This is a genomic window from Paraburkholderia sp. BR10882 (genome assembly GCF_040948855.1).
Classification (GTDB): Bacteria; Pseudomonadota; Gammaproteobacteria; order Burkholderiales; family Burkholderiaceae; genus Paraburkholderia; species Paraburkholderia nodosa_A.
Window position 1 is genome coordinate 41,935 of the sequence record NZ_JBFPKP010000021.1, and the last position, 13,452, is coordinate 55,386.

Genomic DNA, 13,452 nt, shown 5'->3' on the forward strand with positions numbered 1-13,452 from the left:
CAAGCCGATATCGATTCATCAATCAGTTATTGGAGCCGCAGCGCGCGGGTTTCTATACTTTTCTTCTTCGCTGCGTGGTGCGCAGTCTCTCCACCCCCAACCGAGAAAGAACGCATGAATGTCTCCCGATCCCATGACGCGCTCTCGCAAGGCGCCGACTACGAAACCCTCGCCGCCCGCTTCCGCCCGATCTTCACGGAGATCGGCCGCGAAGCCGCCGAACGCGAGCGCTCGCGCACACTGCCGCATGACGCGATTGCCGCGCTCAAGCAAGCGGGCTTCGGCGCCGTGCGCATTCCGGTGCGTGACGGTGGCGCGGGTGCTTCGATCGCGCAGTTGGCGCAACTGCTCATCGAGCTTGCCGCCGCGGACTCGAACCTGCCGCAGGCGCTGCGCGGGCACTTCGCCTTCGTCGAGGACTGGCTGAACGTGCCTGCCGGCGCGGACCAGCGCGCATGGTTCGATCGCTTCGTGAGCGGCCAGCTCGTCGGCAATGCATGGACCGAGGCTGGCGACGTCGCGCTCGGCCAGATCAACACGAAGGTCGCGCGCCGCGACGGCGGCTTCGTGCTCAACGGTTCGAAGTACTACAGCACCGGGAGCCTCTACGCGGACTGGATCGACGTGTTCGCGCAGCGCGAAGAAGACGGCAGCGACGTGATCGTGGCCGTGGCGACGGACCAGCCCGGCGTGCTTCGCGAAGACGATTGGGACGGCTTCGGCCAGACGACCACGGGCAGCGGCACCACGCTCTTTCGCGACGCCGCGGTCGAGGGCCGCAACATCATCGACTTCAGCCGCCGCTTCAAATATCAGACCGCGTTCTATCAGCTCTTTCACGTCGCCACGCTCGCAGGAATTGCCGAGGCAGCGAGGCGCGATGCCGCCACCCTCGTGCGCAGCCGCAAGCGTATCTACAGCCACGGCAACGCGCCGCGCGTGAGTGACGACGCGCAGATCCAGCAGGTGATCGGCGAAATCGCCTCATGGGCCTATGGTGCAAAGGCCGTCGCGCTGCAGACTGGAGAAGCCGCACAGCGCGCTTACGAGGCGCGCTTCGAAGGTGACGACGAGGCCGAGCGCGCGGCAAACGTGGAAGCCGAAATCGCTTCGGCACAGGCCCAGATCGTCGCCTCCGAATTCGCGCTGCGCGCGGCGACGCATCTGTTCGATGCGCTCGGCGCGTCTGCCATCCGCGCCGGCCACGCGCTCGACCGCCATTGGCGCAATGCACGCGCGGTGTCGTCGCACAATCCGCTCGTCTACAAGGCGAAGATCGTGGGTGACTGGACCATCAACGGCACCGAGCCGCCCTTTCTCTGGCAAATCGGCAACGGACAGGAACGCGGGAGCAATTGAACATCATGAGCAAAACTATCCACCTGAACGCGTTCGAGATGAACTGCGTGGGCCACCAGTCGCCAGGCCTCTGGACCCACCCGCGCGATCGCTCGTGGCAGTACAAGGATCTCGATTACTGGACCGACCTCGCGAAGATACTCGAGCGTGGGGTCTTCGATGCGATCTTCATCGCAGATGTAATCGGCTACTACGACGTCTACAAAGGAAGTAACTATCACGCGCTTCATCAGGCCGCACAGATTCCGGTCAACGACCCACTGCAACTCGCTGCGCCCATCGCGATGGTGACGTCGCATCTAGGTATTGGCATCACGGCCTCCACGAGCTTCGAGCACCCCTACACGTTCGCGCGGCGTCTGTCCACAGCCGATCATCATACGAAGGGGCGCCTCGCGTGGAACATCGTGACGTCGTATCTCGAGAGCGGCGCGAAGAATATCGGGCAAGGCGGCCTGCGCGACCACAACAACCGCTACGAGGTCGCGACGGAATACGTCGAGGTGCTCTACAAGCTGTTCGAGGGCAGCTGGGAAGACGGCGCCGTGGTGCGCGACCGGGACCGGCGCGTGTTCACGCACCCGGAGAAAGTGCACGAAATCGGCCACAAGGGAAAATACTTCGAAGTACCAGGCTATCATCTTTGCGAGCCCTCTCCGCAGCGCACACCGGTGCTGTTTCAGGCCGGCGCATCGGGCCCCGGCAAGACGTTCGCGGCGCAGCATGCCGAATGTGTGTTCGTCGCGGCGCTCACGAAAAACCTGCTGCGCGACTATGTGGCGGACGTGCGCCGCCAGGCGGCGCTCGCCGGGCGCGATGGCAACAGGCTGCTGATTTACAACCTCGTCACCGTGATCGTCGACGAGACCGATGCCAAAGCACAGGCGCGCTTCGAGGAGTATCAGCGCCACGTCTCCTACGACGGCTCGCTCGTGTTCATGTCGGGCTGGACCGGCATCGACTTCGGGCAGTACCTGCCCACCGACACAGTCAAGCGTGTGCAAACGAATGCGATCCATTCGGCTGTCGAACATCTCTCGGGCGGCGACACGACCTGGACCATCGAAGCGCTGGCGAAGTGGGGCGGCGTAGGCGGAATGGGACCGGTATTCGTCGGCTCCCCCACGACGATTGCCGACATCCTCCAGGAGTGGGTCGAAGAAACCGGCGTGGACGGATTCAATCTGGCGTACGCGCTCGCGCATGAGACCTTCGAGCATGTCGTCGAGTACCTCGTGCCCGAGCTGCAGCGCCGCGGCGTGTACCCGCGCGATTACGCGCCGGGCACCTTGCGCGAAAAGCTCTTCGGCGGCGGTGCGCGATTGCCCGACGAGCATCCGGCGGCACGCTATCGCGACATCGAGCGAGTGAAGCGCGAATCGGCCGTTGAGACGGGCGAAGTGGTTCCCGCCCCGGCTGCGTGAATAAACATAAGCAACCCAAAACAGGAAGGCGCGTCCGTGGATGCAGCACATCCGTCGTTATATTCCACCAGCGCATATGCATAGCGAATGTGTCTGGTTTGCAGGCAGACACGCCGACAGTAGAATCCGTCGACTCACTGATGCCGTCAACGAAACTCTCATTACGAACATTTCAATCATGAAAGCCATCCGCTCCGCTCTTTTCGCCGCTCTGCTGTCGGTCGTCGCCGCTGCGCCGGCCCTCGCTGCAGACGAACTCGCGCAGGTCAAGTCGTCCGGTGTGTTCCGTGTCGGCACCGAAGGCACTTACGCGCCGTTCACCTACCATGACGAAACCGGCAAGCTGACCGGCTTCGACGTCGATATCGCCACGGCCATCGCACAACGGCTTGGCGTGAAGCCGCAGTTCGTCGAAGGCAAATGGGATGGCCTGATCGCGGGCCTGGACGTCAATCGCTACGACGCCGTGATCAACGAGGTTTCGATCACCGACGCACGCAAGGCCAAGTACGATTTTTCGAAGCCGTATATCTCGACGCACGCCGTGCTGATCGTGCGCTCGGAGAACACGACCATCCATTCCTTCGACGACCTGAAGGGCAAGAAGTCGGCCAATACGCTGACCAGCAACTTCGGCAAGCTTGCCGCGTCGCATGGTGCCGACGTCGTGCCGGTTCAAGGTTTCAACGAATCGATCGATCTGCTGACATCGGGCCGCGTGGACGCCACCGTCAACGACGCGCTTTCGTTCCTCGACTTCCAGAAGCACAAGCCGGACGCGAAACTCAAGATCGCCGCCATCGACGCGTCTTCCGCTGACGACCAGTCGGGCGTGCTGCTGCGCAAGGGCAACCCGGACCTGGTCGCGGCCGTCGACAAGGCGCTCGCCGATATCAAGGCCGACGGGACCTACGCGAAGATCTCGCAGAAGTATTTCGGCAAAGACGTTTCGCAATAAGGCGGACTGAACAATGCCGGCATGGCTGCATTTGATGGCGCAATCGTTGTGGCCACTGCTCTACGCGGGACTGGTCTTTACCGTCCCGCTCACGCTGGCTTCGTTCGCGATCGGCATGGCGCTCGCGTTCTGCGCGGCGCTCATCCGCCTCTTCGGGCAACGCTGGGCGGTCGCGGCCGTGCGTTTTTATATCTGGCTCTTTCGCGGCTCGCCACTGCTCGTGCAGCTGTTCGTCATCTTCTACGGGCTGCCCAACGTGGGCATCGTGCTCGATCCGTTGACGGCGGCCATCATCGGCTTTTCACTCAATGTGGGCGCTTATAACGCGGAAGTCATTCGTGGCGTGATCGAATCGATTCCGCGCGGCCAGTGGGAAGCCGCCTACTCGATGAACATGACGCGCGCGCAGGCGCTACGCCGCGCCATCCTGCCGCAAGCGATTCGCGTAGCGTTGCCCGCGCTCTCGAACTCGTTCATCTCGCTCGTGAAGGACACCTCCCTCGCGGCCGTGCTGACCGTGCCGGAAATCTTTCAGGCTGCACAACGCATCGCCGCCGTGACTTACGAACCCCTCATTCTTTATACCGAGGCCGCACTGATCTATCTCCTGTTCAGCTCCGTGCTCTCGCAGGCGCAAGGGCGTCTCGAAGCGCGCTATGGCCGCCATGCCCTGTTCCAGGCAGGGCGCTGATGATCCACATCGAGACACTCCACAAGTCGTTCGGCGACCACGAGGTGCTCGCGGCCATCGACCTCACGCTCAAGGCCGGCAGCGTCACGGCGCTGATCGGGCCGTCCGGCAGCGGCAAGAGCACGCTGCTACGCTGCATCAATCTGCTCGAAATGCCAGACTCCGGCACGTTGAGCGTGGGCGATGCCCGCCTCGAATTCAGCCGCGGCCGGCGGCTCTCCCACGCGGAAATCGCCTCGGTGCGTCGGCATACCGGCATGGTGTTCCAGAACTTCCAGTTGTTCCCGCACCTGAGCGTGATCGAGAATGTGATGGAAGGTCTCGTCACGGTCCTCAAATGGGAGAAGGAGCGAGCCCGCGAGCGCGCCGCCGCGCTGCTTGCGAAAGTGGGGATTGCCCAGAAGGCGGACGCATGGCCCTCCACGCTTTCGGGCGGCCAGCAGCAACGCGTAGCGATCGCGCGCGCACTCGCGCCCTCGCCCCAGGTGCTGCTCTGCGACGAGCCGACTTCAGCGCTCGACCCCGAACTCTCCGCGGAAGTGGTCGACGTGCTGAGGCAGCTCGCGCAGGAGGGCACGACCATGCTGATGGCGACGCATGATTTGCGGCTCGCGGCTTCCGTCGCGCACGACGCAGTCTTTCTCAAGGAGGGTGCGATCGTCGAAGCCGGCCCGTCGCATGAACTCTTCGCGCGGCCGCGCGATGCGCGCACGGCTCGCTTCGTCTCTACGCTTACCCAGGCCCTTCCGCCGCTCTGAGCTCACGCAGGCGGCGTCGCCCGACGCCGCCTGATCGTATCCGCTCAATGCACCCTGGGAAAACCGTGCCGATCGGCAAGCAGCGCGAGAATGCGTTTCGTGTCGGTTACGAAGTGACGGCCGTTCAGCGTCTGTACGCCCTCGGGTACCGGATGCTCGTCGCCCAGCACGAGCACGGGCAACCCCTGATGCGCCTCGTCGAGCACGTCGATCACGGCCGCCCGCGGGCGCGCAAACGGCAGGCGTTTCACATCGAGCCGCGCGACGCGCTCGGGCTCGGACACGAGCAGTCCTTCTATCGGCGCGCCGTCCGGGCAGATGAAACGCTCGCCGGGACGCGCGGGGTCAGTGAAGCCAGGTTCCAGCAACAGCAGCAGATCTCGAGTCATGGTAGATCGACGCTCCGTGATCGAATTGAGGGCACACGGGGATTGTCGTGCGCGGCGGCCACTGCCGCCACGAACGAATCGATCCAACAATATTCGCGCCGCTGCTAACCGGCATTTTGGCTGACCGTAAAAAACCGGTTCTCCGGTTTCGGCAGGCCGAGATGCTCGCGTAGCGTATTGCCCTCGTACTCGCGACGGAAAATGCCGCGCCGCTGCAACTCGGGCACGACTTTCTCCACGAAGTCGTCGAGGCCCGCGGGCAGATACGGGAACATCACGTTGAAGCCATCGCTGCCCGCCTCCACCAGCCATTGCTCCATCTCGTCCGCGATCGAATCCGGTGTGCCGACCATTTGCAGGCCCGAGTAACCGCCCACGCGCTGCGCGAGCTGGCGAATCGTCAAGCCCTCGTCGCGCGCCCAGTCCACCACGCGTTGCCGCGCGGTACGGCTCGCATTGCTCTCCGGAATCTCGGGCAGCGGGCCGTCCGGCTCGAAACCGGAGACGTCGTGACCGAGCGCGATCGATAGCGAGGCAATGCCGCTGTCATAGTGCACGAAGCTGTCGAGACGTTCGCGCTTCTCGCGCGCCTCTTCCTGCGAGTCGCCCACCACGACGAACGCGCCAGGCAGGATCTTCAGATGATCGGGATCGCGGCCCAGCTTTTCCATGCGCCCCTTCACGTCGGCATAGAAACGCTTGCCGGCTTCGAGATTCGGCTGCGCGGTGAAGACCGCCTCGGCCGTTTCGGCAGCGAGTTGCCGCCCGGCCTCCGACGATCCGGCCTGCACCACCACCGGCCAGCCCTGCGGCGGCCGCGCAATATTGAGCGGCCCGCGCACGCAATAGTAGTCACCCTTGTGCGCGAGCACATGGAGCTTCTCCGGATCGAAATACTCGCCGCTCTCCACGTCGCGCAGGAATGCATCGTCGGCCCAACTGTCCCAGAGGCCAGTCACGACATCGAAGAATTCGCGGGCGCGGCGATAGCGTTCGTCGTGCTCCACGTGTTCCTCGAGGCCGAAATTGAGCGCTGCGTCCGGATTGGAAGTCGTCACGAGGTTCCACCCGGCGCGGCCGCCGCTCAGATGATCCAGCGAGGCGAAGCGGCGCGCGACATGATATGGCGTGTCGAACGTCGTCGAAGCCGTTGCGACGAGCCCGATCTTCTCCGTCACGGCGGCAAGCGCCGAGAGCAAGGTGAACGGTTCGAACGAGGTGGCGGTGTGGCTGCGCTTGAGCGCGTTGACCGGCATGTTCAAGACGGCGAGGTGGTCGGCCATGAAGAACGCGTCGAAACGCGCACGCTCGAGCGTCTGCGCAAAGCGCTTCAGATGCGCGAAATTGAAATTCGCGTCAGGGTACGCACCGGGGTAACGCCACGCCCCCGTGTGCAGGCTGACGGGGCGCATGAATGCGCCGAGATGCAACTGTCGGTTACGGTTCATCGCTTCGGCCGCCGGAAAACGAAAGTCACAACATACTCCGGATCGGCAAACTCCGCTGAGGGCGTCAGCGCAGATAAGCATCTGACAATATCTTGGTTGTGCCGATGTTGAAACAGATTAAGGTGAGAGATGGATCGCCGCGCACCCGCGGCAGTTTCAACATGCATCTTTAAACAGGCAACGGCACGATGTCGAACGACAACTACGACCATCACGACGACCACACGGCAAACGGCGCGCGCCGCAAGCTATTGAAGCTCGCAGCGGGGGCCGCGACGGCCGCCGCGCTGCGTGGCGCAACGGGGCTCACGAGCGCTGCCGCGTTGACGCTTCAAAGCGGCGCGGCACGCGCGGACGAAGGCCGGGTCCTGCGCATCGGTTTCCAGAAGTACGGCAACTTTGTGGTGCTAAAGGCTCAGCACACGCTGGAGAAGCGGCTCGCGCCGCTCGGCTTCACCGTGCAATGGCTCGAGTTTCCCGGTGGCCCGCAGTTGCTGGAAGGGCTTGCCGCCGGCGCGGTGGATGTCGGCACCGTGGGCGAAACGCCGCCCATCTTTGCGCAGGCCGGCGGCGTGGATTTCGTCTACGTTGCCAGCGAACCGCCCGCGCCGCAGGGTGAGGCCATTGTCGTGCACGAAGATTCGCCGATCCGCACGCCCGCCGACCTGCGCGGCAGGCGCGTCGCGTTCAACAAAGGCTCGAACGTGCACTATCTGCTCGTCAAGGCGCTGCAGAGAGCCAACCTCAAGTATGAAGATATCCAGCCCGTCTATCTCGCTCCCGCCGATGCGCGCGCCGCATTCACGAGCGGCAGCGTGGACGCCTGGGTGATCTGGGATCCCTACCTCGCGGCAATCGAACGCCAGGCGAAAGTGCGTTCGATCGCGAACGGCGAAAACCTCGTTCGCAATACACAGTACTACATAGCAAGCCGTAACTTCGCGAATGTGCATGCGTCTGTCCTGCATGTGGTCGTGGAGGAAATCGGCGCCGTGGACGCCTGGGCACGCGACAACGTTCCGGCCGTTGCGGCTCAACTGTCACCGCTTGTCGGCCTCGACGCGTCGACGCTCGAACTCGCCCTCAGGCGCGCGAGCTACGGCGTGCAGCCCGTCGACGCGGCCACGCTCGCCTACCAGCAGCAAATTGCCGATACGTTCTCCGAACTCAAGCTGATCCCGAAGAAGCTCGTCGTCGCCGATGCGCGCTGGCAATCCGCCTGAGCGCGCTGACGCCCGCTTGTCGAGACATGGCAGCCGCGCCTGGCATCACGCCAGGGCGGCCTTCCCCCCTTGCCCGGCAAAACCGGCCTAGAAGCCGAGATCGGCGCCGCCAGGGCCACCCACCGGCGCTTGCGCCGCCTGGGCTTTGGGAGCCTCATGCACCGTGGCATCGGTCGTGAGCAATAGTCCCGCCACCGAAGCCGCGTTTTGCAGCGCCGTGCGCGTGACCTTGGTCGGATCGAGCACGCCCTTTTCGACCAGATCGCCGTATTCGCCCGTGGCCGCGTCGTAACCGAAGTTGCCCGTGCCTTCCGCGACCTTCGCCGCGACCACGCTCGCTTCTTCGCCCGCATTGCTCACGATCTGACGCAGCGGTTCTTCCAGTGCACGCAGCACGATCTTCACGCCCGCCGTCTGGTCGGCGTTCTTGCCCTTCAGGTCGAGGATCGCCTGACGCACGCGGATCAGCGCCACGCCGCCACCCGGCACGATGCCCTCTTCCACGGCCGCGCGCGTGGCATGCAACGCATCGTCCACGCGGTCCTTCTTTTCCTTCACTTCGATCTCGGTGGCGCCGCCCACCTTGATGACAGCCACGCCGCCCGCCAGCTTCGCCACACGTTCCTGCAGCTTCTCGCGGTCGTAGTCGGAGGTCGCTTCCTCGATCTGCACGCGAATCTGCTTCACGCGCGCCTCGATGGCGCCGGCTTCGCCCGCGCCGTCGATCACCGTGGTGTTTTCCTTGCCCACCTCGATGCGCTTGGCCTGGCCCAGCTCCTGGAGCGTGGCCTTCTCCAGCGTGAGGCCCGTTTCCTCGGCGACCACCTGGCCGCCCGTGAGGATCGCGATGTCTTCGAGCAGCGCCTTGCGGCGGTCGCCGAAACCCGGCGCCTTCACGGCCACCGTCTTCAGCACGCCGCGAATGTTGTTGACGACGAGCGTGGCGAGCGCCTCGCCCTCGATATCCTCGGCGATCAGCAGCAGCGGGCGCCCGGCCTTCGCCACCTGTTCGAGCAGCGGCAGCAGGTCGCGAATGTTCGAGATCTTCTTGTCGTGCAGGAGGATGAACGGATTGTCGAGTTCGGCGACCTGCTTGTCCGGGTTGTTGATGAAGTACGGCGAGAGATAGCCGCGATCGAACTGCAAGCCCTCCACGACGTCGAGTTCGTCGGCGAGCGACTTGCCGTCTTCCACCGTGATCACGCCTTCCTTGCCCACGCGATCGATCGCCTCGGCAATGCGCTGGCCAATCGACTCCTCGCCGTTGGCCGAAATCGTCGCGACCTGCGCAATCTCCTTGCTCGTCGTGGTGGGCTTGCTGATCTTCCTGAGTTCTTCAACGGCGGCCACCACCGCCTTGTCGATGCCGCGCTTCAGGTCGAGCGGGTTGAGCCCCGCCGCCACGTACTTCTGCCCTTCGCGCACGATCGCCTGCGCAAGCACGGTGGCGGTCGTGGTGCCGTCGCCCGCTGCGTCGCTCGTTTTCGAGGCGACTTCCTTGACGACCTGCGCGCCGATGTTCTGGAGCTTGTCGGCCAGTTCGATTTCCTTGGCGACCGAAACGCCGTCCTTGGTCACGACGGGCGCGCCGAAGCTGCGTTCGAGCACGACGTTGCGGCCCTTCGGGCCGAGCGTGACCTTGACGGCGTCGGCGAGCAGGTTCACGCCTTCGATGAGTTTGGTGCGGGCGATGTCGCCGAATACGATGTCTTTGGCTGCCATGATGACGTGCTCTCTCAGGTTCTCGCTTATTGATTGACGACTGCGACGATGTCTTCTTCGCGCAGCACGAGGAGTTCGTTGCCGTCCACCTTCACGGTCTGGCCCGCGTATTTGCCGAACAGCACGCGGTCTCCCGCGTTCAGGTCCGGCGCAATGCGGCGGCCGTCGTTGTCGCGGCGGCCCGGTCCCACGGCCAGCACTTCGCCCTGGTCGGGCTTTTCGGCGGCGCTATCGGGAATGACGATGCCCGAAGCGGTGCGGGTTTCCTGGTCGAGTCGTTTGACGATCACGCGATCGTGCAGTGGGCGCAGGCTCATGGGTGGCTTCCTTGCGGTTATCTCTCGGTTATTCGCGGTGAAAATGGCACTCGCCTCGTGCGAGTGCTGATGGAAAACCGAGTATAGAAAGCCGGCGCGCGCCGCTCCAATAACGGATTGGCAGATCGATATCTCACGAACGGGCTTATCGATATCGCGCGGAAGTGGAAAACGGAAAGGAGAGAGGAAAAGAGGAAGGGAGCGGCGTCAGGCAACGCCGCTCCGGGGTCGTGTTACTGCCGCGGCGCCAGACCGCGAACGACCGACACGAGCGCATCGACCTCTTCGCACGTGTTGTAGAACGCGAGCGAGGGCCGCACGGTGGCTTCCAGACCGAAACGGCGCAGAATGGGCTGGGCGCAATGATGCCCCGCGCGCACTGCAATGCCTTCGCGGCTCAGCGCCTGCCCCACCTCTTCGGTGCTGTAGCCCTTCAGCACGAACGACAGCACGCTGGCCTTGTCGCGAGCCGTGCCCACGAGGCGCACGCCCGGCACCGGCGCGAGCACGCTCGTTGCGTAGGCAAGCAGATCGTGCTCGTAACGCGCGATGTTTTCGATGCCGACGCGGCTCACATAGTCCAGCGCGGCGCCCAGCCCCACCGCATCGGCGATATTGCCGGTGCCCGCTTCGAAGCGCGACGGCGGCGGCTGGAACACCGTCCGCTCGAACGTCACGTCCTGAATCATGTTGCCGCCGCCCTGCCATGGCGGCATGTTTTCCAGCACCTCGCGCTTGCCGTACACCACGCCGATGCCGGTCGGCCCATAGATCTTGTGGCCCGAGAACACGAAGAAGTCCGCATCGAGCGCCTGCACGTCCACCCGCATGTGCGAAATCGACTGCGCGCCGTCGACCAGCGCCTTCGCGCCCGCACGATGCGCAAGCTCCACGATCTCGTCCACGGGCACGACCGTGCCCAGCGCGTTCGACACCTGCGTGACCGAGACGATCTTCGTGCGGTCGTTGAGCAGTTTGCGGTACTCGTCCAGCAGCACCTGGCCCGAATCGTCGACCGGAATGACGCGCAGCCTGGCGCCCTTGAGCGCGGCGAGCTGCTGCCACGGGACGATGTTCGCGTGGTGCTCGAGATGCGAGACGATGATCTCGTCGCCCTCGCCCACGTTCTGCACGCCCCAGGTCTTCGCGATCAGGTTGATCGCCTCGGTCGTGCCGCGCACGAACACGATCTCTTCGGGCGACGATGCATTGATGAAGCGCTGCACCGTCTTGCGCGCATGCTCGTACGCGTCGGTCGCTCTCGCCGCGAGCGTGTGCGCCGCGCGGTGAATGTTCGAGTTCTCGTGCGCGTAGAAGTACGCGAGGCGATCGATCACGGCCTGCGGCTTGTGCGTCGTCGCGGCGTTGTCGAACCACACCAACGGCTTACCGTTCACGCGCTCCTGGAGGATCGGGAAGTCGCGGCGCACCGCATTGACATCGAAAGGCGGATGCGCGCCGCGCAACGGCACGCCCTGGCTCACGCCTGGCGCCGCTGCCCGTTCGTCGAGAAAGTATCGCGCGGGGCCGCCATTTGCATCGTAGTCCCGACGATCGGGGGTCAGCAGGCCACGCAGCGCATCGTCGCCCGGCAAGCCGAACGCTTCGGGAGAGGCGAGCCCGTGCACCGGCACCTCGATATCGCGCGCCGTATCGCGCCAGCCGTTGCCCGCCGTTTCCGTGAAGTAGAACGGCGAACGCTCGCTCGTCGTGGCTCGCACTGGCTCGGACGGCTCGGCCACCGCGTAAGCCTGTGGCACGCCAAGCAGCGAGCCGCCCGCGCGCGGCTCCAGCGCCGGTGCGACCGTCACCGCGTTGTCGGGCAGTCCGTTCGCCGCCGCCGCGTGCGGCGCGAGCGCGGGTACGCGATTGCCGAGCGAAAGCACGTGCGTGGGCGCGGAAGGCGCGAGATTCAAGCCCGGCGCCTTGCCTTGCGGCGGCGCGAAGCCCGGCACGCCCGTGCCGGTGCCGCCCGGACCCGCGAGCGGTGAGCCCGCCGGCGCCGGATTGCTGACCGAGGCAAGTATCGGCGCGGCCGCGGGCAAGGCGGACGGCACGCCGCCTACCGCGCCGCTTCCTGCCGCGACGCCGGGCGCGCCTGCGCCGCCCGGCAACGTGCTGAAGAACTCGTTGGCGAGCCGCGCAAGCGTGGCGGGATCCGGCAGTCCGCCCGGCAACGGCGGATGCGCGATTTCCGTTGGGTTAGCGGTAGGTGTCAGGGTAGTCATGGTACTTGCCGATTTCCACGTCATCGAGCACAGCCAGCGCATCCGGCGAATGCACCGCCAGCGAGCAGTACAGCGAGATCAGATACGACGCGATCGCCTGGTTGTTGATGCCCATGAAGCGCACCGAGAGCCCCGGTCCCTGCTCGCCCGCCACGCCCGGTTGATACAGGCCCACCACGCCCTGGCGCTTGTCGCCCACGCGCAGCAACAGGATCTTGGTCTTGCCGTCGGCAACCGGCACCTTGTCCGAAGGAATCAGCGGAACGCCGCGCCACGTGAGGAACTGCGAACCGAACAGGCTGACCGTAGGCGGCGGCACGCCTCGCCGCGTGCATTCGCGGCCGAATGCGGCAATCGCGAGCGGATGGGTAAGGAAGAACGCGGGCTCTTTCCAGACCTTCGTGAGCAGTTCGTCGAGGTCGTCGGGCGTGGGCGCGCCGGTCAGCGGGAAAATGCGCTGGTCTTCCTCGACGTTCGCCAGCAGGCCGTAGTCGGGATTGTTGATGAGCTGGCTTTCCTGCAACTCCTTGATCGTTTCGATCGTGAGGCGCAGTTGCTCCTTGATCTGGTCGTGCGGGCTGCTGTAGAGGTCGGAAATCCGCGTGTGTACGTCGAGCACCGTGCTCACCGCGTTGAGGAAGTACTCGCGCGGCTGCTCTTCGTAAGGCACGAATGTCGTGGGCAGCGTGCCTTCGTCCTCGCGCGCCGTGCAGGCGGCACGCACTGCTTCGGGATCCTTAACGCGGTTCAGACGATAAATACCGGCTTCGACCGGCACCCATTGCAGCAGGTGCGTAAGCCAGCGCGGCGTGATCGTGGAAAGCTGCGGGACGGTTTTGGTGGCATTCGCCAGTTGCCGCGCGGCGTTATCGCCAAGCGCGGTCTGGCCGCTCTGAATCGAGGACATGAACGAGGGCTCCGGTGACTTATAACGA

12 protein-coding genes are annotated in these 13,452 nt (G+C 64.7%); 6 read left to right on the forward strand and 6 right to left on the reverse strand.

Annotated features, from left to right (window positions below; all coding sequences use genetic code 11):
- Window positions 1-114: 114 nt before the first annotated feature.
- The 5 genes from AB3X99_RS34035 to AB3X99_RS34055 all read left to right on the forward strand — a co-directional run bounded on the left by AB3X99_RS34035 (window position 115) and on the right by AB3X99_RS34055 (window position 5,190).
- The gene (locus AB3X99_RS34035; protein ID WP_368619480.1) at window positions 115-1,359 is read left to right on the forward strand and encodes an acyl-CoA dehydrogenase family protein; all 1,245 of its coding nucleotides are present in this window, start codon (window positions 115-117) and stop codon (window positions 1,357-1,359) included.
- 5 nt (window positions 1,360-1,364) lie between these two features.
- Window positions 1,365-2,783: an LLM class flavin-dependent oxidoreductase gene (locus tag AB3X99_RS34040; RefSeq protein WP_368602082.1), complete on the forward strand. Its 1,419-nt coding sequence runs from the start codon at window positions 1,365-1,367 to the stop codon at window positions 2,781-2,783.
- A 178-nt stretch (window positions 2,784-2,961) separates the two neighbouring features.
- Complete coding sequence (locus AB3X99_RS34045; protein WP_342950073.1) at window positions 2,962-3,741, forward strand: amino acid ABC transporter substrate-binding protein; 780 nt, start codon at window positions 2,962-2,964, stop codon at window positions 3,739-3,741.
- A 13-nt stretch (window positions 3,742-3,754) separates the two neighbouring features.
- Window positions 3,755-4,432, forward strand: a complete 678-nt coding sequence (locus tag AB3X99_RS34050; RefSeq protein WP_069266816.1) for an amino acid ABC transporter permease — start codon at window positions 3,755-3,757, stop codon at window positions 4,430-4,432.
- Entirely contained in the window at window positions 4,432-5,190 is a 759-nt protein-coding gene (locus AB3X99_RS34055) for an amino acid ABC transporter ATP-binding protein (protein WP_368602080.1), read from the forward strand. Before AB3X99_RS34050 ends, AB3X99_RS34055 begins: the two co-directional genes overlap by 1 nt.
- A gap of 44 nt (window positions 5,191-5,234) precedes the next feature.
- On the opposite strand, the gene AB3X99_RS34060 is transcribed toward AB3X99_RS34055, so the two are convergent.
- Window positions 5,235-5,579 carry a DUF3088 domain-containing protein gene (locus AB3X99_RS34060; RefSeq protein WP_342950075.1) on the reverse strand — a complete coding sequence of 115 codons (345 nt, stop codon included), beginning with the start codon at window positions 5,577-5,579 and terminating at the stop codon, window positions 5,235-5,237.
- Between the two features lie 104 nt (window positions 5,580-5,683).
- The gene (locus AB3X99_RS34065) at window positions 5,684-7,027 is read right to left on the reverse strand and encodes an LLM class flavin-dependent oxidoreductase (protein ID WP_368619481.1); all 1,344 of its coding nucleotides are present in this window, start codon (window positions 7,025-7,027) and stop codon (window positions 5,684-5,686) included.
- 188 nt (window positions 7,028-7,215) lie between these two features.
- On the opposite strand from AB3X99_RS34065, the gene AB3X99_RS34070 reads away from it, so the two are divergent.
- The gene (locus AB3X99_RS34070; RefSeq protein ID WP_368619482.1) at window positions 7,216-8,250 is read left to right on the forward strand and encodes a sulfonate ABC transporter substrate-binding protein; all 1,035 of its coding nucleotides are present in this window, start codon (window positions 7,216-7,218) and stop codon (window positions 8,248-8,250) included.
- A gap of 87 nt (window positions 8,251-8,337) precedes the next feature.
- Here AB3X99_RS34070 and groL read toward each other — a convergent pair whose 3' ends face one another.
- From groL to AB3X99_RS34090, 4 genes are all read right to left on the reverse strand, one after another.
- Complete coding sequence (groL, locus tag AB3X99_RS34075) at window positions 8,338-9,972, reverse strand: chaperonin GroEL (protein ID WP_069266821.1); 1,635 nt, start codon at window positions 9,970-9,972, stop codon at window positions 8,338-8,340.
- Between the two features lie 26 nt (window positions 9,973-9,998).
- On the reverse strand, window positions 9,999-10,289 hold the full coding sequence (locus AB3X99_RS34080; RefSeq protein ID WP_069266822.1) for a co-chaperone GroES: 291 nt from the start codon (window positions 10,287-10,289) through the stop codon (window positions 9,999-10,001).
- A 233-nt stretch (window positions 10,290-10,522) separates the two neighbouring features.
- A complete protein-coding gene (locus tag AB3X99_RS34085; protein WP_368619483.1) occupies window positions 10,523-12,517 on the reverse strand; it encodes a family 2A encapsulin nanocompartment cargo protein cysteine desulfurase in 1,995 nt (664 codons plus the stop codon).
- The gene (locus tag AB3X99_RS34090) at window positions 12,492-13,424 is read right to left on the reverse strand and encodes a family 2A encapsulin nanocompartment shell protein (protein ID WP_368602074.1); all 933 of its coding nucleotides are present in this window, start codon (window positions 13,422-13,424) and stop codon (window positions 12,492-12,494) included. The genes AB3X99_RS34085 and AB3X99_RS34090 overlap by 26 nt, the downstream gene beginning before the upstream one ends.
- Between the last annotated feature and the right edge of the window lie 28 nt (window positions 13,425-13,452).